Annotated in this window: 22 protein-coding genes; 11 read left to right on the top strand and 11 right to left on the bottom strand. The window is 73.0% G+C overall.

Features of this window, described 5'->3' with window-relative positions; all coding sequences use genetic code 11:
• Nucleotides 1–53: 53 nt before the first annotated feature.
• From ACA514_RS29230 to ACA514_RS29210, 5 genes are all read left to right on the top strand, one after another.
• Nucleotides 54–1,412: an ATP-binding protein gene (locus tag ACA514_RS29230; protein ID WP_375044463.1), complete on the top strand. Its 1,359-nt coding sequence runs from the start codon at nt 54–56 to the stop codon at nt 1,410–1,412.
• On the top strand, nt 1,409–1,843 hold the full coding sequence (locus ACA514_RS29225; RefSeq protein ID WP_375044462.1) for a roadblock/LC7 domain-containing protein: 435 nt from the start codon (nt 1,409–1,411) through the stop codon (nt 1,841–1,843). Before ACA514_RS29230 ends, ACA514_RS29225 begins: the two co-directional genes overlap by 4 nt.
• Nucleotides 1,840–2,193: a DUF742 domain-containing protein gene (locus ACA514_RS29220; RefSeq protein WP_375044461.1), complete on the top strand. Its 354-nt coding sequence runs from the start codon at nt 1,840–1,842 to the stop codon at nt 2,191–2,193. The genes ACA514_RS29225 and ACA514_RS29220 overlap by 4 nt, the downstream gene beginning before the upstream one ends.
• A gap of 121 nt (nt 2,194–2,314) precedes the next feature.
• Nucleotides 2,315–2,899 carry an ATP/GTP-binding protein gene (locus tag ACA514_RS29215; RefSeq protein WP_375044460.1) on the top strand — a complete coding sequence of 195 codons (585 nt, stop codon included), beginning with the start codon at nt 2,315–2,317 and terminating at the stop codon, nt 2,897–2,899.
• A complete protein-coding gene (locus tag ACA514_RS29210; protein WP_375044459.1) occupies nt 2,896–4,113 on the top strand; it encodes a cytochrome P450 in 1,218 nt (405 codons plus the stop codon). The genes ACA514_RS29215 and ACA514_RS29210 overlap by 4 nt, the downstream gene beginning before the upstream one ends.
• On the opposite strand, the gene ACA514_RS29205 is transcribed toward ACA514_RS29210, so the two are convergent.
• Nucleotides 4,067–5,494: an SPFH domain-containing protein gene (locus ACA514_RS29205; RefSeq protein ID WP_375044458.1), complete on the bottom strand. Its 1,428-nt coding sequence runs from the start codon at nt 5,492–5,494 to the stop codon at nt 4,067–4,069. The genes ACA514_RS29210 and ACA514_RS29205 overlap by 47 nt on opposite strands.
• A gap of 135 nt (nt 5,495–5,629) precedes the next feature.
• Here ACA514_RS29205 and ACA514_RS29200 point away from each other — a divergent pair, with 135 nt between their 5' ends.
• Nucleotides 5,630–7,453: a cytochrome c oxidase assembly protein gene (locus ACA514_RS29200; protein ID WP_375044457.1), complete on the top strand. Its 1,824-nt coding sequence runs from the start codon at nt 5,630–5,632 to the stop codon at nt 7,451–7,453.
• Here ACA514_RS29200 and ACA514_RS29195 read toward each other — a convergent pair.
• Nucleotides 7,389–8,327, bottom strand: coding sequence for an NADP-dependent oxidoreductase (locus tag ACA514_RS29195; protein ID WP_375044456.1), 939 nt, complete (start codon nt 8,325–8,327; stop codon nt 7,389–7,391). The two genes, ACA514_RS29200 and ACA514_RS29195, sit on opposite strands and share 65 nt — an antisense overlap.
• Nucleotides 8,328–8,429: 102 nt before the next feature.
• Here ACA514_RS29195 and ACA514_RS29190 point away from each other — a divergent pair, with 102 nt between their 5' ends.
• From ACA514_RS29190 to trxA, 3 genes are read left to right on the top strand one after another with little or no spacing between them, the layout of a single operon-like run.
• Nucleotides 8,430–8,861 (top strand): winged helix-turn-helix transcriptional regulator, encoded by a 432-nt coding sequence (locus ACA514_RS29190; protein ID WP_375044455.1) that lies wholly within the window; start codon nt 8,430–8,432, stop codon nt 8,859–8,861.
• A 22-nt stretch (nt 8,862–8,883) separates the two neighbouring features.
• Nucleotides 8,884–9,378, top strand: a complete 495-nt coding sequence (locus ACA514_RS29185) for a MerR family transcriptional regulator (RefSeq protein ID WP_375044454.1) — start codon at nt 8,884–8,886, stop codon at nt 9,376–9,378.
• Entirely contained in the window at nt 9,260–9,574 is a 315-nt protein-coding gene (gene trxA, locus ACA514_RS29180; protein WP_375044453.1) for a thioredoxin, read from the top strand. The genes ACA514_RS29185 and trxA overlap by 119 nt, the downstream gene beginning before the upstream one ends.
• Before the next feature lie 56 nt (nt 9,575–9,630).
• Here trxA and secY read toward each other — a convergent pair whose 3' ends face one another.
• The 8 genes from secY to ACA514_RS29140 all read right to left on the bottom strand — a co-directional run bounded on the left by secY (nt 9,631) and on the right by ACA514_RS29140 (nt 18,163).
• Entirely contained in the window at nt 9,631–10,917 is a 1,287-nt protein-coding gene (secY, locus tag ACA514_RS29175; protein WP_375044452.1) for a preprotein translocase subunit SecY, read from the bottom strand.
• 143 nt (nt 10,918–11,060) lie between these two features.
• Complete coding sequence (locus ACA514_RS29170; RefSeq protein ID WP_375044451.1) at nt 11,061–11,483, bottom strand: hypothetical protein; 423 nt, start codon at nt 11,481–11,483, stop codon at nt 11,061–11,063.
• A gap of 83 nt (nt 11,484–11,566) precedes the next feature.
• A complete protein-coding gene (locus ACA514_RS29165; protein ID WP_375044450.1) occupies nt 11,567–12,553 on the bottom strand; it encodes a LysR family transcriptional regulator in 987 nt (328 codons plus the stop codon).
• A gap of 51 nt (nt 12,554–12,604) precedes the next feature.
• Nucleotides 12,605–13,309 (bottom strand): Crp/Fnr family transcriptional regulator, encoded by a 705-nt coding sequence (locus ACA514_RS29160; protein WP_375044449.1) that lies wholly within the window; start codon nt 13,307–13,309, stop codon nt 12,605–12,607.
• Between the two features lie 326 nt (nt 13,310–13,635).
• On the bottom strand, nt 13,636–14,406 hold the full coding sequence (locus tag ACA514_RS29155; protein ID WP_375044448.1) for a succinate dehydrogenase/fumarate reductase iron-sulfur subunit: 771 nt from the start codon (nt 14,404–14,406) through the stop codon (nt 13,636–13,638).
• Nucleotides 14,403–16,355, bottom strand: coding sequence for a fumarate reductase/succinate dehydrogenase flavoprotein subunit (locus ACA514_RS29150; protein ID WP_375044447.1), 1,953 nt, complete (start codon nt 16,353–16,355; stop codon nt 14,403–14,405). The genes ACA514_RS29155 and ACA514_RS29150 overlap by 4 nt, the downstream gene beginning before the upstream one ends.
• 12 nt (nt 16,356–16,367) lie before the next feature.
• A complete protein-coding gene (locus ACA514_RS29145) occupies nt 16,368–17,198 on the bottom strand; it encodes a hypothetical protein (RefSeq protein ID WP_375044446.1) in 831 nt (276 codons plus the stop codon).
• A gap of 341 nt (nt 17,199–17,539) precedes the next feature.
• Complete coding sequence (locus ACA514_RS29140) at nt 17,540–18,163, bottom strand: DNA-binding protein (protein ID WP_375044445.1); 624 nt, start codon at nt 18,161–18,163, stop codon at nt 17,540–17,542.
• 125 nt (nt 18,164–18,288) lie between these two features.
• Here ACA514_RS29140 and ACA514_RS29135 point away from each other — a divergent pair, with 125 nt between their 5' ends.
• Entirely contained in the window at nt 18,289–18,852 is a 564-nt protein-coding gene (locus tag ACA514_RS29135; protein WP_375044444.1) for a hypothetical protein, read from the top strand.
• Nucleotides 18,849–19,427, top strand: coding sequence for an OmpA family protein (locus tag ACA514_RS29130; protein WP_375044443.1), 579 nt, complete (start codon nt 18,849–18,851; stop codon nt 19,425–19,427). The genes ACA514_RS29135 and ACA514_RS29130 overlap by 4 nt, the downstream gene beginning before the upstream one ends.
• Before the next feature lie 55 nt (nt 19,428–19,482).
• Here the strand turns inward: ACA514_RS29130 and ACA514_RS29125 are convergent, their stop codons facing one another.
• Entirely contained in the window at nt 19,483–20,340 is an 858-nt protein-coding gene (locus tag ACA514_RS29125; RefSeq protein ID WP_375044442.1) for a serine/threonine-protein kinase, read from the bottom strand.
• Nucleotides 20,341–20,372: the final 32 nt, after the last annotated feature.

Genomic DNA, 20,372 nt, shown 5'->3' with positions numbered 1-20,372 from the left:
GCGGTCCCCCTCGCGGGCCCGCCTCGCCCGACTCCCCTGTGCACGAGGAACCGATGGAGCAAATCCTCTTGGCGACGGCGCTCGTCATCGTGGCCGGCGCCGGCCTCGCCGCCGCGGTCCTGCTGGGCCGCCAGCGGCGGCTGACCGCCGAGCTCCGCGACCAGAACGCCGTCCTCGCCGCCGGCGTGGAGCTGCGCGACAAGGAGCTGCGGCACCTGGCCGGCGTCCGGCTGCCCGAGCTGATGGACTCGCTCCACAACCCGGGCATGCGCGTCGCCGGCCCGCTGCACGACCTCACCCGCAAGGCGCCCGCCTTCGGCCAGTCCCTGCAGACGGTGATGGACCTGTTCGCCGGGTCCGCCGAGCGGGTCAGGGCGCGGGCCGACCAGTCCGCCAAGTCGACGCTGCGGGCGATGATGCGCGCCGTGCAGAGCCTGGCCAACGAGCAGCAGCTCGCCATCTCCACGATGCAGGAGCGCCACGACGACCCCGACGTGCTGGACGGCCTGCTGCGCATCGACCATATGAACGCCCAGCTCGGCCGGCGCGCGCAGGCCACCGCCGTGCTGTGCGGGTCCTGGCCGGGCCAGCAGCGCTCGGCGTCCTCGATGACCGACGTGGTGCGCGGCGCGACCTCCCGCATCCGCGACTACCTGCGGGTCAACCTCGAAGGGCCGGTGAACGTCGCGGTCACCAGCCGGGCGGTCGAGCCCGTCGTGCTCACCCTCGCCGAGCTGCTGGACAACGCCGCCCGGCACTCCCGTCCCGACACCGCCGTCGAGGTCAACTTCCGCACCACGCACAACGGCGTCGCCATCACCATCGACGACGCGGGCGTCGCGATGGACGCCGAGGAGCTCCAGCGCGCCGCCGAACTGCTGTCCGGCGAGGCGTCGGTGGACGTGCACCGGCTCGGCGACCCGCCGCGGGTCGGCTTCGCGGTCGCCGGCGTGCTCGCCGCCCGGTACGGGTTCACGGTGTCGGTCGACTCCCGCTCCCCCTACGGCGGCGTGCGCGCCATCGTGTTCGTCCCGAACGCGCTGCTCACCGACATCCCGGACGACCCGAGTGCGCGGCCCGCCGCGTCCGGCGCCGGCCGGCCCGGCGAGCGCGCCGCGGCGGTGGCGGCGGGCCCGCCGTCCACCGAGAACGGGCTGCCCAAGCGCAGCCGCGTCGCGGTCGCCGACCGCGCTCCCGAACCGGGCGGGCCGGGCGGGCCGGACGCCGCCGCGGACGGCGCGGACGCCGCGGGCGGGCCGGACGCGTGGCGCAATCCGGTGCGGCCGCCGCGCGAGACCGCGGCCGGGCTCGGCGCCTGGCAGCGCGGCACCCGGTCCGGCCGCACGGGCACGCCGTCCGGCGGCACTCCGGCGCCGCCGCCGGGCGTTGAAGGAAAGGACCTGCGGCCATGAACGAGGGGTGGAACGGCGCGATGGACGACGGCACGAACCGGCTCGGGTGGATGCTCGACGACGCCCTGCGGATGCCCGAGACGCGGTACGCGATCCTGCTGTCGGCCGACGGGCTGCTGATCGCCCATTCGGAGCGGATCGGCCGGGACGACGCCGAACGGCAGGCGGCCGGCATGTCGGGGCTGCAGTCGCTGGCCCGCAGCACCGCCGAGTTCTGCGGCGACGCCGGCACGACCTGGCGGCAGACCGTCAGCGAGTTCGACGACGGGTACGTGTTCCTCGTCGCGGCGGGCCCGGGCGCGTACCTGGCGGTGTCGGCGACGCAGCACGTGGACATGGAGACGGTGTCGTTCCGGCTCCAGGAGCTGGTGCAGCGGCTGGGCAAGGAGCTGAGCAGCCCGCCGCGGCCGAGCGCGGGCAGCCCCGCATGAGCCGCCGCGACCGGCGGGCGCTGGTCCGCCCGCACGTCGTCACCGGCGGCCGGGCGCACCCGTCCCGCAACGTCTTCGACCTGGTCACCCTGGTGATCTCCACCGGCGGCCTGCCGCGCACGGGGCTGTCCCCGGAGAAGGTGCGGATCGTGGAGCTGTGCCGGGGCGGCGCCCTGTCGGTCGTGGAGATCGCCGGGCACCTGTCGCTGCCCGTCGGGGTGACCAAGGTGCTGCTGTCCGACCTGGTCGACGGCGGGCACCTCACCACGCGGGCGCCGTCGCCCGCCGCCCAGCCGTCCCGGACCCGGCTCCTGCAGGAGGTGCTCGATGGACTCCGCGCCAGTCTCTGAAGCCGGCGGAGCCGGACCGGGGGGCGTGGGGGGTCGTCCCCCCTCGGGAGGCACTGAAGCCGGCGGAGCCGGACCGGGGGGCGTGGGGGGTCGTCCCCCCTCGGGAGGCACTGAAGCCGGCGTGGTGGGAAGCGGGCCCTACCTGCGCGAGACGGTCCGCACCGCGGTCAAGATCCTCATCGTCGGGCACTTCGCGGTCGGCAAGACGACCTACGTCGGGACGCTGTCGGAGATCCGGCCGCTGCGCACCGAGGAGCGGATGACGCAGGCCGGCGCCGCCGTCGACGACCTGGCCGGCATCCGCGACAAGACGACCACCACCGTCGCGATGGACTTCGGCCGGCTGACGCTGAGCGACGACCTCGTCCTGTACCTGTTCGGCGCGCCCGGCCAGCAGCGCTTCACCCGGCTCTGGAACGATCTGGCGCGCGGCGCGCTCGGCGCGCTGATCCTGGTGGACACCGCGCGGCTGGCGGAGTCGTTCGCCGTCATGGACATCGTGGAGCGGCAGGGACTGCCGTACGCGGTGGCGGTCAACCGGTTCGACGGGTCGCCGGAGTTCCCGGACGCCGAGGTCCGCGAGGCCCTCGACCTCGCGCCGTCGACGCCGCTGGTCAGCTGCGACGCGCGCGACCGGACGTCCTCGACGCACGCGCTGATCGCCCTTGTCGACCATCTGCTCGCATCCGGCCAGGAGACCCCGTGACCATCGACCAGACCCGTCCCGCGCGCGAGGAGGGCACGGGCGAGCCCGGCCGGCTCTACGGGCCGGAGTTCGCCGCCGACCCCGGCCGCGTGTACGCCGCGCTGCGCGCGCACGGCGGCGTCGCGCCCGTCGAGCTGGCGCCCGGCGTCCCGGCGACGCTCGTCATCGGCTACGACGCGGCGCTGGAGGTCATGCGCGACCCGGGCCGGTTCCCGCGCGACGGCAGCCGCTGGCAGCGGGGCGTCCCCGCCGACTGCCCCGTCCTGCCGATGCTGATGTACCGGCCGAACACGCTGTCGGCCAACGGCGCCGTGCACGCCCGCCTCCGCTCGGTGATCACCGACAGCCTGGACCGGGTCGACACCGGCGCGCTGCGCGGCCACGTCGAGACGGCCGCGGACCGGCTCGTCGACGCCTTCGCCGCCGACGGCGAGGCCGACCTCATCGGCCAGTACGCGCGCGTCCTGCCGCTGCTGGTGTTCAACGAGCTGTTCGGCTGCCCGCCCGAGATCGGCGACCGGCTCGTCCAGGGGATGAGCGGCATCTTCGACGGCACGTCCGCCGAGGAGGCCAACGCGGTGCTGAACCAGGCGACCCGGGACCTGGTGGCGCACAAGCGCGCCGAGCCCGGCGCCGACGTGACGTCGTGGATGATCGGGCATCCGGCGGACCTGGACGACGACGAGATGGCCGAGCAGCTGGCGCTGCTGCTCGGCGCGGGCACCGAGCCGGAGCAGAACCTCATCGCCAACGGGCTGCGGCTGCTGCTGTCCGACGACCGGTTCGGCGGCGACCTGTCGGGCGGCAGCCTCCCCGTCGAGGACGCCCTCGACGAGATCCTGTGGACCGACCCGCCGATGGCCAACTTCGGCGCGACGTTCCCGCGCCAGGACGTCGACTTCCACGGCCACCTGCTGCCCGCCGACCAGCCCGTCGTCATCTCCTACGCCGCCGCGAACACCGACCCGTCGCGCACCCCGCACCAGCGCACCGGCAACCGCGCGCACCTGGCGTTCGCCGCCGGGCCGCACACCTGCCCGGCCAAGGGGCACGCGCGGCTCATCGCCTCGGCCGCGATCGAGACGCTGCTCGACCGGCTGCCCGACATGGAGCTGGCCGTCCCGGCGGACGAGCTGGAATGGCGTCCCGGCCCGTTCCACCGGGCCCTCACCGCCCTGCCCGTCCGTTTCCCTCCGGAGGCGCCCCGCCCGTGACGGGCGGGCCCTCGGCGGTGGCCGCGCGCAGCGCGCCGATCACCGCGGTGAGCTGGGTCAGCAGCCCGGCGAGGCTCGTCTGGTCGGCGCCGTTGACGGTCACGGTGCGCACCTCGTCCGGCTTCGGCAGCCGCTCCAGGATGTCGGGCAGCCGGGTGATCAGCCGCGCCTGGATCGCCGCGGGCGCCTGCTCGTTGTCCATCGCGGCGCGGGCCCGGTCGCGCTCCAGGCCCAGCAGCGCCGTCTCGTGGTGCGACCGCGACCGCGTCTCCTGGAGCGCCAGCTCGCCCTCGACCCGCAGCCGGTTCAGCTCGTGGTCGCGCTCGATCCGCAGCCGTCCCGTCTCGGCCTCCTCCGCGTGCCGCTCCCGCTCCATCCGCAGCGCGTGCCGGGTCGTCTCGGTCTCCAGCTCGGCGACCTCGCGGGCGTCGTCGTGCTCGCGGCGGGTGCGGCGCAGCTTCTCCGACGTCTCGGTGTCGAACCGCTCGGCCTCGTTGCGCGACCGCAGCTCCGCCAGCTCCCGCTCGTGCTCCAGCCGCTGCGTCTCCTTCACCCGCTCCGCCGCCATCTCCCGCTGCGCGACGGCCTCCGCCGCCTCCAGCTCGGCGAGCCGCGCGATCCGGCCCTGCTCGGCCCGGTACGGCTTCTGCAGGTTCTCCCACAGCCGCGACGAGCTGACCACGGCCTCCTTGATCTGCACCGTGACGATCCGCAGCCCGAGCCCCCGGTCGCTGTGGTCCTCGCCCTCGGCCACGGCGCGCAGCCGCGCGGTCAGCTCCTCGATGATCGGCTGCTTGTCGCTCAGCACGTCCCGCACGCCCATGCTGGAGACCTTGTCCTTGATCGCCGCCTCCGCCTGCTCGCGCAGCTGGAGGTTCACCACCCGCATCGGGTCCTGCGCGTCGCCGAAGTCGAGCTTGCGGTAGGCGGTCGCGAAGTCCTGGATGATCCACTGGACGTAGCCCTGGACGAGCACGCCCTGCAGCTCGCTGCAGATGCAGTACGCGTTGATCAGGATGGTCTGCGTCGCGCCCGGCACCACCAGGAACGAGTCGGTGGACGGGTTGAACCGGAACGACATCCCGAGCCCGATGTGCAGCGGCTCCGCGCGCCCGCGCCGGGTGTGCACGACGAAGGCGTTCGGCGGGACCAGCACGTTCTTCCACCGCCAGAAGCCCTTGATCCGCACCTCGACGGGGCCCGCCTCGGCCGGCTCCGCGGGCCCGCCGCCGAGCGCGCGGTCCCGCTTGGCCAGCGGCCCCGGCGGCGGCGCGGCCCCGGGCGGCGGGGCCGAGCGGCGCGACCGCAGGCCGTCCTCCAGGACGGCCTGCTGGGCGACGACCTTCTCCAGGTAGGTGTTGCCACCGTCGTTGGCGCTCATGGCCACCTCTCCGGACGTCCGCGGCGTCGCCGGTCGGCGGGTACCGCCCCGATCTCCCCCAGGCGGGGGCATGGCGGACACTTTAGTGATCGCTGAACCCTCCGCCCCCGTGTACGCGTATCTCCCGCCGTGGCAATGCGATCGCGGCAGGCGCCCGGAATCGACCGGCCCATCCTCGTGACGGCGGCGCTCGCTACGGCGCTGCTGGTCCTGGCGCTGGTGGTGCGGCTCGGCGGGTCGCTCGGCGCCGCCGCCGCGCCCGGACTGTCCGAGGCGGGCGCGCTGACCAAGACCGGCCTCGCGGTCGCCAAGCTCGGCGCGAACCTCGCGTCCACGGTGACGGCCGGGTGGCTGCTCGCCGCGGCCGTCCTCGTCCCGGGGACCGGTGTCGCGCGCCGGTGCATGGCGGCGGCTTCGCTGAGCGCCATGGCGTGGGCCCTGTGCACGCTCGCCCTCACGGCGTTCACCGTGTCCGACCTGTTCGGCGTCGGGGTCGCCGGGATCACCGGCGCCATGCTGCGGACGTTCCTGTTCGACCTGCCGCAGGGACGGGCCCTGGTGCTGGTGTTCGCCGCCGCCGCCGCGCTCTGCTGGGCGGCCCGTCTGCGCGCCGCCGACGGCATCGCCGGATACCTGCTGCTCGGCGCGCTCGCCGGGCTGCTGCCTCCGCTGTTCACCGGCCACGCCGCGACCGGTTCCCACCACGCCCTCGCCGTCTACAGTCTCGCCGCGCACATCGCGGGAGCGGCGCTGTGGATCGGCGGGCTGGTCGTCCTCGTCGCCCTCTCCCCCGACATCCGCGACCGGCTGCCGCAGGTCGTGGAGCGCTACAGCGGGCTCGCGCTCGTCTCGTTCGCCGTCGTCGGCGTGAGCGGCGCGGTCAACGCGTGGGTGCGGCTCGGTGGCCTGCACCTCGGCTCCCGCTACGGGGCGCTGGTGGTGGCGAAGGCGGTCGGGCTCACCGTCCTCGGCGCCATGGGCTGGTGGCATCGCCGCAGCACGATCCCTGCGCTGGCATCCACTCCCCGGCCGTTCACCCGGCTCGCGTCGGCCGAGATCCTGGTGATGGCCGCGACGATGGCGCTGGCGACCGGCCTGGCGCGCACCCCGCCGCCGGAGGTCTCACCGGGCACCATCGACGCGGTGGCTCTGCGGCTCGGCTTCCCGTTGCCCGGGCCCGCCGGGTTCGTCCCGTACATGACGCGCTGGTGGCTCGACCCCCTGTTCCTGGTCCTCGTGCTCGCCGGGGCCGTCCTGTACGGGGTCGGGGTGGCGCGCGTGGGGCGCTGGCCGCTGCGCCGTGGTCTCGCATGGGCTGCCGGGTTGAGCGTCCTGCTCTTCGCCATGGGCAGTGGGGTCGCCCGGTACAGCATGGTCTTGTTCAGCGCCCACGCCTTGCAGCACGTACTGGTCGGGGTGGTCGCTCCCATACTCCTTCTGTACGGGCGTCCGCTGGGCCTCGTGCCTACCGGTTCACTGCTCGCCGCCGTCGCGGACAGCCGGGGCGTGCGGATCCTTACGCATCCGGTCGCCTCCTCGGCGCTCTTCCTCCTGAGCCTCTACGCGTTCTACGCGTCCCCGCTGTTCGGCGCTTCGCTGGCCAACCACGCGCTCCACTCGCTGGCGATGGCGTGCTTCCTCGCGATCGGGCTCGCGTTCTTCGGCAGCGCACGCGTGCCGGCCGTCCTGCCGGTTCTGCTCGTCGTCGCCGGGATCGTCCTGATGCTGGACGGGTCCGTCCTCGGCGACGGCTGGTACCAGGGGCTCGGACGGCACTGGGGCGCCGCCCCGCTGCACGACCAGCGCGCGGGCGCCGCGATCCTGACGGCCGCCGCGGTGCCCGCCGCGCTGTTCCACCTCGTGCGGCGGCTCCACCTCGCAGGGCGGCTCCGCCTCACATGGCGATCTCACCTCGCAGGGCGAGGACGATCTTCCCTGCCACCCGTCCCGTCTCGCTGAGCGCGTGCGCCTTCGCCGCGTCCTCCAGCGGCAGCACCTCGTCCACCACGGCCCGCACGCCACTCGCCGCGATCTCCGCCAGGTCGGCGCCGGACGGCATGAACCCGAACTGCACGAACCGCAGGCCCCGCTCCTCCGCCAGCGCGCGGACCTCCGTCCGGTCAGGGCCGGTGCCGCGCACGTCGATGAGCAGCCCGCCGGGCTTCAGCGTCCGCAGCGACCGGGGGCCGTAGTCGCCCGCGATCGGGTCCAGGACGACGTCGACGTCCCGGACGACCTCGGCGAAGTCGTCCCGCGTGTAATCGACCAGCTCGTCCGCGCCCAACTCGCGGAGGAACGCGTGCTTGACGGCCCGCGCCGTCCCGATCACGTGCGCGCCGCGCGCCTTGGCGATCTGCACGGCCAGATGCCCGACCCCGCCGGCCGCCGCGTGCACGAGCACCCGCTGCCCCTCGCCCACGCCGGCGACCCGGACCAGCGGCTGCCACGCCGTCAGCGCGGCGGTCGGCAGCGCCGCCGCCTGCACGAAGTCCAGCCCGACCGGGACGAGCGCGAGCCGCTCGTGCGGGACCGCGACGAACTCGGCGTACGCGCCGTTCGGCGGGAACGTGCTGCCGAAGACACCGTCCCCCACCCGGAACCCCACCACGCCGTCGCCGACCGCCTCGACCACGCCCGCCACGTCCAGCCCGAGGGTGAGCGGCGGCTCCGCGCCCTTCCGCACGGCCCCCGAACGGATCTTCCAGTCCGCCGGGTTCACCCCGGCCGCGGTGACCCGGACCAGGACCTCGCCCGGCCCGGCCTCCGGCCGCCGCACCTCGACGACCTCCAGCACCTCCGGCCCGCCCCACGTCCGCTGGCTCACCGCACGCATCTCCGGCCCCTCTCCCCGCGATCACCCGACCGCACGGCGTCCATGCTGGACGAGGCAGGTATCCCTTGTGAAGAAGGCACCTTGTTGATATCCAGGTTCCTTGTGGATACCACCCCGGATGAGCGCTGGCCGCTGACCTACCGCCGCGACTGCCCGTCCCGCACGGTCGTCGAGGTCCTCGCCAACAAGTGGACGGGCTACGTGCTGGCCGCCCTGCGCCGCAACGGCGGGCCGATGCGCTTCAACGAGCTGCGCCGCGCCCTCGACGGGATCACCCAGAAGATGCTCACCCGGACCCTGCGCGCCCTCGAACGCGACGGCCTCGTCAGCCGCACCGTCTACCCGACCGTCCCGCCGCGCGTCGAGTACGCGCTGACCGGACTCGGCGCCGAGGCCGGCCGCCTCACCGCCGCCATCGCGGACTGGGCCGCCGCCCACGTGCCCGACATCTTCGCCGCCCGGGAGTCCTTCGACGCCCGGCCCGAGCCCGCGCCGCTTGACCTTGACGCGCACGTCAAGGCTTACGGTCGTTGACGGCCACCGAGGGAGGACCCCGATGCTGATCGGCGAGCTGGCCGAACGGGCCGGCGTCAGCACCCGCACGCTGCGCTTCTACGAGCAGCAGGGACTGATCACCGCGCGCCGCGCGGCCAACGGCTACCGCCAGTACGACGAGTCCGACCTGCGGCTCGTCACGGAGATCCGGTCGCTGCTGGCGGCGGGCTTCACGCTGGAGGACACCCGCCCGTTCGTGGACTGCCTGCGCGCCGGGCACGCCACCGGCGACGCGTGCCCCGAGCCGGTCGCGGTGTACCGCCGCAAGCTCGCCGAGATCGACGCCGAGATCGCCGCCCTCGTCCGGCGCCGCGCCGGCGTGGCCGCCCACCTCGCCCGGGCCTGCCCGGGCTGCACCGTCCCCCAGGAGGCGACAGATGATCACGGTGACCAGCGCGACCTTCGACGAGCGGGTCCTCAACGCCCCCGGCCCGGTACTGGTCGACTTCTGGGCCGACTGGTGCCCGCCGTGCAAGATGATCGCGCCGATCCTTGAGCAGCTCGACGCCGAACTCGGCGACCGCCTCACCATCGCGTCCCTCAACGGCGACGAGAACCCCGACATCGCGAGCCGGTACGGCGTCCTCGGCTTCCCCACCCTGACCCTCTACAAGAACGGCGAGGCCGTCCACCAGATCGTCGGCGCCAAGCCCAAGCGCCAGCTGCTCGCGGCCCTCACCCCGCACCTGTGAACCGGCGGTGAGCCGGGCCCGCCGCCGGGACGGCGCGTCCCGGCGGCGAGGCCGTTTCAGCGGAGGAACCCTTCGTAGTTGTGCTGCTGGAGACGGCTCTCGATCTGCTTGACGGTGTCGAGCGCGACCCCGACGGCGATGAGGATCGTCGTCCCGCCGAACGGGAACTGGTTCCCGACGTCCAGGAGCGCCAGCGCCGCCATCGGAACGAGGGCGACGAGGCCCAGATACACCGAGCCGGGCGCGGTGATGCGGGTCAGGACGTGGTCGAGGTATTCGGCGGTCGGGCGTCCCGGCCGGATGCCGGGCACGAAACCGCCGTACTTCTGCATGTTGCCCGCCACCTCCGTGGGGTTGAAGGTGATCGCCACGTAGAAGTAGGTGAAGAACACGATGAGCGCGAAGAACGCGGCCATGTGCCACGGATCGGCCTGATCGAGAAAGGGCTGGATCCGCTGCAGCCATTTCACGTCCGGCCACAGCCGAGTGGCCAGCACCGGTAGGTAGAGCAGGGACGAGGCAAAGATGACGGGAATGATCCCCGCCTGGTTGACCTTCAGCGGAATGTAGGTCGAGGTGCCGCCGTAGACGCGGCGTCCGACCATTCGCTTGGCGTACTGCACGGGAATGCGCCGCTGCGCCTGCTCGACGAAGACGACCCCGGCCATGATGGCCAGCCCGACGATGATCACCAGGGCGAAGACGAACCCGCCCTTGGCCTGGTAGATGGCCCACAACTGGCCGGGGAACACCGCCACCACCTGCGTGAGGATAAGCACCGACATCCCGTTGCCGACGCCCCGCTCGGTGACGAGCTCGCCCAGCCACATCGTGACGGCCGTCCCGGCGACCATGCACACGACCATCGTCGCGATCGGGAAGACGCCCTCGTCGCGCAGGATGCCGTCCGAGCCCTGGAACAGCTGCCCGGCGGACGTCATCGCGACGACGCTCGCGCCCTGCAGGACCGCCAACGCGACCGTCAGGTAGCGGGTGTACTGCGTGATCTTCGTGGTGCCGGACTGCCCCTCCTTCTTGAGCGCCTCCAGCTTCGGGACCACCACCGTCAGCAACTGCAGGATGATGCTCGCGGTGATGTAGGGGTAGATGCCGAGCGCGAACACCGACAGTTTCAGCAGCGCGCCGCCACTGAACAGGTCGAGCAGTCCGTAGAGCTGGTTGCCCTTCTTCGCGGCGTCGGCGGCGGACCTCAGCGCCGCCACGTCCACGTTCGGCAGCGGCAGGTTCTGCCCCAGCCGGAAGACGAGGACGACGAAGAGGGTGAACAGCAGTTTCCGGCGCAGTTCCGGGGTCCGGAACGCGCGGGCGAACGCGGTCAGCACGCCGCGTCCGGTCGATGTGCGGGCAGCGTGAACCGGGCGAGCGCATAACGCGCCCGCCCCATGGCGGAACGGTAAATGACGAGCCTCCATACGGGTACGCCGCAGCGCCCGCAGGGCTTACTGCGGCCGATGACTGATGAGCGTCAGAAACCCGTACCGAAGGGAGGCCCCCGCACCGCGATAGCGGAGGTGTGAACGGACGCCGGCACCCATGCGCGCGCCGCCGCGGCCTTGAGCCGGCTCGACTGAAGTGCCGCGGCCGAAACGGCCGACGGCAGAACGGAATGGTGGCTCTGCGTTTCCCCGGAGCCGAATCCGAGCCGCCACCACAGCTGGACGTCCGCCGCGGAGAACCGCGGCCAGGCGGGCACGGAACGGCGGTCCCGGGCGAGCGAGGACGCCTGCCCCCGCGAGCCCGCCCCGCTCGACGCCGCCGCCGTCCCGATCCGGACGATCTCGACGGCCGCCGCGTTCGGGACGACGGACAGGGTCGCCGTCATGGCGAAGCCGAAGAAGCCCGCCAGCAGCATCACCAAACGGCGCTGCCGGGAGGTGCGGTCGCTCACACCGGCCTCCCCTCGCCACCGCCGTCCGTCCCGCAACCGTACAACGCCACCGCCGCCCCGACCCTCGAATGAGTCGCGCCGAGTCAGGCGTGGAGGAGGGACTCGACGCCGGCGGGGAGGCTCTGCGCGGCGCCCGCCTCCAGGAGGAACGTCATCAGCAGGTCCTGGAAGGCGCGGGCCGCGTGGGTCAGGTCGACGTCCTTGCGGTGCGCCAGCGCGATCGTGCGCAGCAGGCCGGGGCCGTGGTGGCCGCGCCGGGCCTCCTCGTCGGGCAGGACGAGCGGCGTTCCGCGCAGGCCGGGCCGCCCCGCGAGGACCATGCTGGGGACGACCGCGATCCCGAGGCCCGCCTCGACGAACCGCAGGACGGCGTCCATCTCGCCGCCCTCGACGGCGAACCGCGGCTCGAAGCCGGCGGCGCGGCACGCGCTGATGGTGGCCTCGCGCAGGTCGTACCCGGAGCGGAACATGACGAGCGGGCGGTTCCGCAGGTCCTCGATGCGCAGGTAGGAGCGGCGCGGCATGGCCGTCCGGGAGCCGCCCTCGTCCGCGCCCGCCGGGGAGGCCACCACCAGGTACTCGCGCAGGATCGGCGCGGTGTCCAGCGGCGGGTCGCCGTGCAGCGGCAGGATGACCAGGGCGAGGTCGAGCGAACCGCGGGTCAGCTCCTTGACCAGGTCGCGCGAGCCGCCCTCCTCCACCAGCAGCTGGATGCCGGGGTAGGCGTCATGGAAGCGGCGCAGGACGTCCGCGAGGAGTCCCGCGCACAGCGACGGCGTGGCGCCCAGCCGGACGCGTCCCCGGCGCAGCCCGGTCAGCTCCTGCACCTCCAGCCGCGCCGTGTCGACGTCGGCGAGGATCCGCTTGGCGAGCGGCAGCAGCGCCTCCCCCGCGGGCGTCAGGGTGATGTTCCCCCGGGCGCGGCTGAACAGCGGCGCGTTCAGCTCGGTCTCCAGCGCGCGGATCTGCTTGGACAGCGACGGCTGCGCCACGCGCAGGAGCTCCGCGGCCTGCGTGAAGTGGCGCACCTCCGCGACCGCGACGAAGTAGGCGAGCTGCTGTAACTGCATCCTGCACAGGGTACGGGCCCGCCCTGGGGCCGCCCGCGACCGCCTTGACCGTTAGCGGGCGTGGCGGCGGAGGGCCTGGAGGTCGTGCACGATGAGCCGGCGCCGGCCCGTCTCGATCCAGCCGTGCCGGCGCAGCGTCCGCAGCGCCTTGCTGACGGCCTCGCGCGACGCGCCGACCCAGCCGGCGAGCTCCTCCTGCGACAGGTTCAGCGTGATCCGGACACTCTGCCCGCCAGCGCGGCCCGGCGCGCCCGCGCGGCCCTCGTAGGGCTGCCCGAACCGTTCCGCCAGCTCGACGAGGCGCTGCGCCACCCGCCCGGTCGCGTCGAACATGCCGAACTCGACGCGCTTGCGGTCCGCGTCGCGCCAGCGCTGGCACAGCATCCGCATGATGATGATCGAGACGCGCCCGTGCGCCTGGAGGAACGCCATGAACTCGTCGGAGGTGACGGCGAGCGCCTGCGCCGGTTCCAGCGCGGAGACGGTGGCCGAGCGGGGCAGGCCGTCGATCGCGGCGACTTCCCCCAGCAGCGCGCCGGGGCCGCGCACGGCGAGCAGCGCCTCGCCGCCGTGCTCGCGGTAGGAGAACGCCTTCACCCGCCCGCGCAGCAGGACGGCCACCCAGCTGGACTGGTCCCCCTCGACGAACAGCGCGTCCCCCCGGGCGAAGTCGCGGACGCGACCGCGGGATTCCAGGTCGCCGCGTTCCGCCGGGGTGAGTTCGGCGAGGAACGAACCCGGTTCGAGGGCGCTCATGCCCACCACGCTAAGGGGAACCCGGCGGCACCGGTCCCCGGGGGATAATCACGAATTTGTCACGCGTTATGTGCACTCTTCCCTATTCACCGCGGCGCGCGGGCACCAGGGTTGACCGCGGCGTGTGCGACCGGGAGGTCGCCGGCGCCCGGCTCGGGCGGGGGCACGGCGGACAGGGGAGCCGCGCTCCCGGCGGCGAGCACGGCGTTCATGGGGAACGGCGGTACGGCGGGCGGCGGTCCGGGGGCATCGCCGCCCGCCGTCGCCGCCCGCCGTACCGCCGTCGCCGCCCGCCGTACCGCCGTCGCCGTCCGGCGGCCCGTCCGCTACGCCGACGGGGTGTCCTGCCCCTTCTTGACGATGCCGAGCTTGGTGCCGAGCCACACGACCGGGTCGTACTTGCGGCCGACGACCCGCTCCTTCATCGGGATCAGCGCGTTGTCGGTGATCTTGATGTGCTCGGGGCACACCTCGGTGCAGCACTTGGTGATGTTGCAGAACCCGAGGCCGTGGTCCGTCGCCGCGATCTCCCGCCGGTCCGCCTGGTCGGCCGGGTGCATCTCCAGCTCGGCGATCCGCATGAGGAAGCGCGGCCCGGCGAAGTCGGGCTTGTTCTCCTCATGGTCGCGGATCACGTGGCAGACGTTCTGGCACAGGAAGCACTCGATGCACTTGCGGAACTCCTGCGAGCGCTCGACGTCCTCCTGCTGCATCCGCAGCTCGCCCGGCTTCACGTCGCCCGGGTCGAACGAGGGGATCTCCCGCGCCTTCTCGTAGTTGAACGACACGTCCGTGACGAGGTCGCGGATCACCGGGAACGTCCGGATCGGGGTGACGGTGATCGTCTCGTCCTCGGTGAAGGTGGACATCCGCGTCATGCACAGCAGCCGCGGCATGCCGTTGATCTCCGCCGAGCACGACCCGCACTTGCCGGCCTTGCAGTTCCACCGGACCGCCAGGTCCGGCGCCTGCGTCGCCTGCAGCCGGTGGATGATGTCGAGGACGACCTCGCCCTCGTTCACCTCGACCGTGTAGTCCGTCAGCTCGCCCGCGCCGTCGTCGCCCCGCCAGACCTGGAACTTGGCCTCGTAGCTCACTGGTCGTCCTCCTCGTCGTCCTCGGCGGCGCCCGCGGCGGCCACGTCCGCCGGCAGCTCCTCGGCGGTGAGGTACTTCTTCAGCTCGTCGGTCTCGAACAGTTCCAGCAGGTCCTCGCGCATCGGCGGCATCGGCTGGCGCTTCAGCTCGACGTGCGGGGACGACGGATCGCCGGCCAGGCCGCAGACCAGGTTGACCTTCCGCCACTCCGCCGACATCTGCGGGTAGTCGTCGCGGGTGTGCCCGCCGCGGCTCTCCTGCCGCTCCAGCGCCGCCTTCGCGACCGCCTCCGACACCAGCAACATGTTCCGCAGGTCCAGCGACAGGTGCCAGCCCGGGTGGTAGCCGCGCCCGTCGTTCACCGCGACCGGCTCGACGCTGACGTTGGCGACCCGCTCGCGCAGCTTGCCGAGCGCCTCGATCGCCTGCTGCAGCTCCTCTTCCTTGCGGATGATGCCGACCAGGTCGTTCATCGTCTGCTGCAGCTCGGCGTGGACGGCGTAGGGGTTCTCGCCGCCCTCGCGCTCGAACGGCGCGAGCGCCTCGGTGACCGCCGCCTCGACCTCCGCCTCGGGGACGCCGGGACGCGCGGGCAGGCCGTCCACGTACTCCGACGCGCCGAGCCCGGCCCGCCGGCCGAAGACCAGCAGGTCCGACAGGGAGTTGCCGCCGAGCCGGTTCGAGCCGTGCATGCCGCCCGAGACCTCACCGGCCGCGAACAGCCCCGGCACCTTCGCGGCGCCGGTGTCCGGGTCGACCTCGACGCCGCCCATCACGTAGTGGCAGGTCGGCCCGACCTCCATCGGCTCCTTGGTGATGTCGACGTCCGCCAGCTCCTTGAACTGGTGATGCATCGAGGGAAGCCGCCGGACGATCTCCGCCGCGCCGCCCGGCATCCGGTCGACGACGGTGAGGAACACCCCGCCGTGCGGCGATCCCCGGCCGGCCTTGACCTCGGAGTTGATCGCGCGCGCGACCTCGTCGCGCGGCAGCAGCTCCGGGGGCCGCTTGTTGTTGTCGGGGTCGTCGTACCAGCGGTCGCCCTCCTCCTCGGTGGTGGCGTACTGGTTCTTGAAGACCTCGGGGACGTAGTCGAACATGAACCGCTTGCCCTCGGAGTTCTTGAGGACGCCGCGGTCGCCGCGCACCGACTCGGTGACGAGGATGCCCTTCACCGACGGGGGCCAGACCATCCCGGTGGGGTGGAACTGGACGAACTCCATGTTCAGCAGCGTCGCGCCGGCCAGCAGCGCCAGCGAGTGCCCGTCGCCGGTGTACTCCCAGGAGTTCGACGTGACCTTGAACGCCTTGCCGATGCCGCCGGTCGCCAGCACCACCGCGGGCGCCTCGAACACCACGAACTTGCCGGTCTCGCGGACGTAGGCGAACGCGCCGCAGATCCGGTCGCCGTCCTTGAGCAGCCGCGTCACGGTCGTCTCGGCCCACACCTTGAGCCGGGCCTCGTAGTCGCCGTGCTCGGCGTGGTCCTCCTGCTGCAGCGCGACGATCTTCTGCTGCGCGGTGCGGATCAGCTCCAGGCCCGTCCGGTCGCCGACGTGCGCCAGCCGCGGGTACTCGTGCCCGCCGAAGTTGCGCTGGCTGATCTTGCCTTCCTTGGTGCGGTCGAACAGCGCGCCCCAGTGCTCCAGCTCCCAGATGCGCTCGGGCGCCTCCTTGGCGTGCAGCTCGGCCATCCGCCAGCTGTTCATGAACTTGCCGCCGCGCATGGTGTCGCGGAAGTGCACCATCCAGTTGTCGTTGGGGTTGGCGTTCCCCATCGCGGCGGCGGCGCCGCCCTCCGCCATCACCGTGTGCGCCTTGCCGAACAGCGACTTGGAGATGATCGCGGTCTTCTTGCCCTGGAGGCGGGCCTCGATCGCCGCCCGCAGCCCGGCGCCGCCGGCACCGATCACCACGACGTCGTAGGAGTGCCTCTCGATCTCAGTCATGATCCTTTGGCCTCAGTTGAAGATGCGGGGGTCGGAGAAGGAGCCGCCGGCCACCAGCGCGACGTACGCGTCGGCCACCACCAGCGAGCCGAGCGTGATCAGGGCGTAGGTCCCGTGGTTCTGGTTGATCTTGGAGACCCAGCCCCACATGCGGTACCGGAAGGGGTGCTTGGAGAAGTTCTTCAGCCGCCCGCCCACGATGTGCCGGCACGAGTGGCACGACAGCGTGTACAGCCACAGCAGGACCACGTTGGCGACCAGGATGATCGTGCCGAGCCCGATGCCGAACCCGCCGTCCTTGCCGTGGAAGGCGCGGACCGCGTCCCAGGTGTTGACGACGGAGATGAGGAACGCGGCCATCCAGAAGTAGCGGTGCAGGTTCTGGCCGATGAGGGGGAAGCGGCGCTCGCCGGTGTACTTGCCGTGCGGCTCGCGCACCGCGCAGGCCTGCGGCGCCGCCCAGAACGAGCGGTAGTAGGCCTTGCGGTAGTAGTAGCAGGTCAGCCGGAACAGCAGCAGGAACGGCAGCGTGATGATGGCGAACGGGATCCAGCCCCGGGTGGCGGACGGCAGGAACGTGCCGAACTCCGCGGCGTCGCCGGTGTGGCCGTCGACGGTGACGTTGTTGCAGATGTCGTTCAGGCAGGGGGAGTAGAACGGCGTCAGGTAGTGGTACTGGGGGACGTAGAACGCCGAGCCCCAGAAGGCCCTGACGGTCGCGTACACCACCCACGCGGTGAAGATCACGAACGTCGTGATCGGATACAGGCGCCAGTTGTCCCTGCGGAGCGTGCGTTCCTTGATCTGGGCGCGCGACTTGGCCGGCGCCTCCATAGTGCTCATCGATCGCTCTCCTGAGCTCGGGTCGTCGTGTCCCCGGACCACGTTCTGAGCGCACCATGCGGCCGTCGCGCCCGGCCTGAGACGCGTCCCGCATGCGCGCGGTGACGCCTCGTGTGCGCTTCCAGCGAAGCGACCCTACGCCACCCGCCGGGAGCTGTGACATACATAACAGCCAGACCCGCATGTGACCCTGACCACAGACTTTGGCCCCCGAATGGCGGTACCGCACCGCCCGCTTCCCATAACCAGTTGTTATGGCCCAGCGGAATGGAGACGAGCGCGCCACGGCATGACCGACCCGCCTCCGCGGCGCCCCACGGCGGCGGCGACCGCGAACGCGCTCAGTAGCCGCGGGCGCTCCCGGTGGTCCGCGCGTAGTGGGCGGCGGCCTCGCCCGTGCGCCCGTTGCCGTACACGCGGAGCAGGTCCGCGAGTTCGGGGAACCGGTCGCCGATGAGCGCGGCGGCCGCCTCGATCTCGGCGGCGGAGGCGACCTCGCGCAGCAGCGCCTGGACGAGCCGCGCCGCCGCCTCCGGGGGCACCGGCGCGCCATCAGCCGCCCGCCGCGCGGCGCCGCCGGCCGCCCGTTCGCCGGACGCTCCCCCGACCGCGATCCGGCCGGACGTGGCGGCGCGCAGCCCCGCGGTCGTCGCGGCCGCCTCCGCGCCGATCTCCCGCAGTCGCTCCTCGACCTCGCCCGCCGCCATCGCCTCGAAGCCGGGGTCGGCGGCGAGCTCCTCGACGGCCAGCAGCCGGTGCAGGACGGCCGGGTTGCTGATCTTGGCGCGCTGCGCCGACATCAGCTGGGACAGCATCGGCGCCGACAGCCCGAGCACGCCGGCGAGCCCCGACTGCGAGAGGCCGAGCCGGTCCAGCAGCCGGCGGATCCGCTCCCCCAGCGGCTCGCCGTACCACTCGGCCTGCAGCGCCCGGTTCCGGACGACCGTCTCCGCGGCGACGCCCACTGCCCGCCCCCCTTGACTCTTCACACTTGCAAACAATAGATTCACGGACGCAACACCAGAATCCTGCTCTTCATGATGCCATGACCTTCGGTCTTTGCACATGCGACGAACGAAAGGGAACGCACATGCGCCCGTCACACCGCCCGGCCGCGACGGCTGCGGCCGCGCTCCTGCTCGCCGGCGGCCTGGCCGGCTGCTCCCTGCTCGGCGACGACTCCGACCCGTCCCCGGCCGGCGGGACCGCCAAGGGCGCGGTGGGCGCGGCGGGCGCGGCGAGCTTCGACAACGCCGCCAAGCCCGTGGTCAAAGGCACCTTCGACAGCCCGCAGGCCCCGGGCGCCAAGGTCGACATCGCCATCATGGGCCTGCGCGTGAAGGGCCGGCTGGCCACGCTCACCGCCCAGTTCACCCCGCACGTCCCCGGCGCCCAACGCATCAACGCCTACCGCCTCAACGGCGAGCACGGCCTCGGCACGTCCCTCATCGACCCGGTGAACCTCAAGAGGTACGTCGTCGTGAAGGACACCGGCGGCAAGGAGCTCCAGACGGACGACATCTTCACCAACATGACGAACGACCAGGCCACACCCTTCTACTACACGTTCGCCGCCCCGCCCGAGAACGTGAAGTCCATCGACGTGCAGATCGGGTCCTGGCCCACGTTCCGCGACATCCCGGTCGCGCGATGAGCCGGACGCGCGGGACGGCCGTCATCGCGGGCGCGCTGGGCGCGGCGCTCGCCGTCCTGACCGCGGCGGCGGCCACGGCCTCGGCCGAGCCGAGCGTGCCGGACGCGAACCTGAAGGCGAGCGTGCTGTCCATCGACGCCGGCTCCGCCGTCCACGGCATTGACCTCGGCCAGGCTGTCCTCCCCCTGGAGCAGGAGCAGACCGACGGCGGGCGGGTGACCGTCAGCATCTCGGCGGACGTCCTGTTCGACTTCGGCAAGGCGACGCTCACCGACGCCGCGCGGCGCCGCATCGCCGCCCTGGCCCCGCGCCTCCGGCAGGCCCGCGGCACCGTCCAGGTGTCCGGCCATTCCGACTCCGTCGGCGACCCCGGCTACAACCTGGCGCTCTCCGAGCGGCGCGCCGACGCGGTCAAGGCCGAACTGCGGAACATCCTGAGCGGAGCGGACCCGCGGATCGAGGCCAAGGGCTACGGCGAGACCAAGCCGGTCGCACCCAACGAGCAGGGCGGCAAGGACGACCCGGAAGGCCGCGCCAAGAACCGCCGCGTCGAGATCGCCTACAGCACGACCTGACCCCGCGCCCGGCACTGCGGGCGGGTGTCGAGGCCGGTGCGCGCCGGGTCGGAGGTCAGCGCGCATGGGGCGGGGGCGGGCCGAGCTGGTCGAAGATCTGCAGCGGTTCCCCGTCGAGGGTGAGGGCGGGGAACCGCAGGTCCGGGCGGTGCGGGGCGAGGGCACGGCGCGCGGCGGCGGCGTCCACGAAGCGGCGCTCGGGATCGGGGTCGCACAGGTGGCGCAGCACGGTCCACAGCATCGGCGGCACGCCGGCGGGCGCCGCGCCGATCCGCTGGTGCGGCTCCGGGTCGCCCGCCCCGGTGAGCATCCGCCAGCCGACCATGCCCGCCGCGTACAGGTCCTGACGGGGGCCCGGCCGGTTCCAGTCGAGCACCTCGGGCGCCAGGTAGCCCGGCGTGCCGACGGTGAAGCCGGTCGTGGTGAACCGGACGCCGTCGTCGCCGAGCGCGATCCCGAAGTCGGCGAGCCGGACGTGCGGGGCGCCGACCGGGCTCGGCTCCAGCAGCAGGTTCGCCGGCTTCACGTCCCGGTGCACGATCCCCTCCGCGTGGATGCGGCCGAGCGCGGCCAGCACCTGGTCCAGCACCTCGGCCGCGTACGCCGGCGGCAGCCGCCCGTAGTCGCCGAGGAGCGTCTCCAGCGACCCGCCGCTCACCAGCTCCATCGCCAGCAGCACGTCCTCGCCGGCCATGCACGACGCGTACGGGGTGACCACGTGCGGATGCGCCAGCCGCAGCGCCTGCTCGCGGACCGCCCGCAGCACCGACGTCCGGCCCCGCCGCCGGACGAGCTTCGCCGCGCAGTACCGCCCCTCCGCGCGGTCGTAGGCGCGCCAGACCCGGCTCGTCCCGCCCGCCCCGATCCGGTCGAGCACGGCGAACCGGCCGCCGATCACCCACCCGTCGTCCACGGGACCGATCGTACGGAAAAGCCCGGCACAAG

It is taken from the genome of Actinomadura sp. NTSP31 (genome assembly GCF_041951385.1).
GTDB classification, from domain to species: Bacteria; Actinomycetota; Actinomycetes; order Streptosporangiales; family Streptosporangiaceae; genus Spirillospora; species Spirillospora napierensis.
The sequence above is the reverse complement of the archived record's forward strand: the minus strand, read 5'-3'. Positions and strand labels throughout refer to the sequence as shown.

Excerpts from the sequence above, each read along its gene's own strand:
- ACA514_RS29185 (WP_375044454.1), top strand. The coding sequence starts at position 8,884 with ATGCTGATCGGCGAGCTGGCCGAACGGGCCGGCGTCAGCACCCGCACG.
- ACA514_RS29205 (WP_375044458.1), bottom strand. The coding sequence starts at position 5,494 with ATGAGCGCCAACGACGGTGGCAACACCTACCTGGAGAAGGTCGTCGCC.
- ACA514_RS29145 (WP_375044446.1), bottom strand. The coding sequence starts at position 17,198 with ATGAGCACTATGGAGGCGCCGGCCAAGTCGCGCGCCCAGATCAAGGAA.
- ACA514_RS29195 (WP_375044456.1), bottom strand. The coding sequence starts at position 8,327 with ATGCGTGCGGTGAGCCAGCGGACGTGGGGCGGGCCGGAGGTGCTGGAG.
- ACA514_RS29230 (WP_375044463.1), top strand. The coding sequence starts at position 54 with ATGGAGCAAATCCTCTTGGCGACGGCGCTCGTCATCGTGGCCGGCGCC.
- ACA514_RS29135 (WP_375044444.1), top strand. The coding sequence starts at position 18,289 with ATGCGCCCGTCACACCGCCCGGCCGCGACGGCTGCGGCCGCGCTCCTG.
- ACA514_RS29225 (WP_375044462.1), top strand. The coding sequence starts at position 1,409 with ATGAACGAGGGGTGGAACGGCGCGATGGACGACGGCACGAACCGGCTC.
- ACA514_RS29150 (WP_375044447.1), bottom strand. The coding sequence starts at position 16,355 with ATGACTGAGATCGAGAGGCACTCCTACGACGTCGTGGTGATCGGTGCC.
- ACA514_RS29200 (WP_375044457.1), top strand. The coding sequence starts at position 5,630 with ATGCGATCGCGGCAGGCGCCCGGAATCGACCGGCCCATCCTCGTGACG.
- ACA514_RS29220 (WP_375044461.1), top strand. The coding sequence starts at position 1,840 with ATGAGCCGCCGCGACCGGCGGGCGCTGGTCCGCCCGCACGTCGTCACC.
- trxA (WP_375044453.1), top strand. The coding sequence starts at position 9,260 with ATGATCACGGTGACCAGCGCGACCTTCGACGAGCGGGTCCTCAACGCC.
- ACA514_RS29130 (WP_375044443.1), top strand. The coding sequence starts at position 18,849 with ATGAGCCGGACGCGCGGGACGGCCGTCATCGCGGGCGCGCTGGGCGCG.
- ACA514_RS29165 (WP_375044450.1), bottom strand. The coding sequence starts at position 12,553 with ATGCAGTTACAGCAGCTCGCCTACTTCGTCGCGGTCGCGGAGGTGCGC.
- ACA514_RS29160 (WP_375044449.1), bottom strand. The coding sequence starts at position 13,309 with ATGAGCGCCCTCGAACCGGGTTCGTTCCTCGCCGAACTCACCCCGGCG.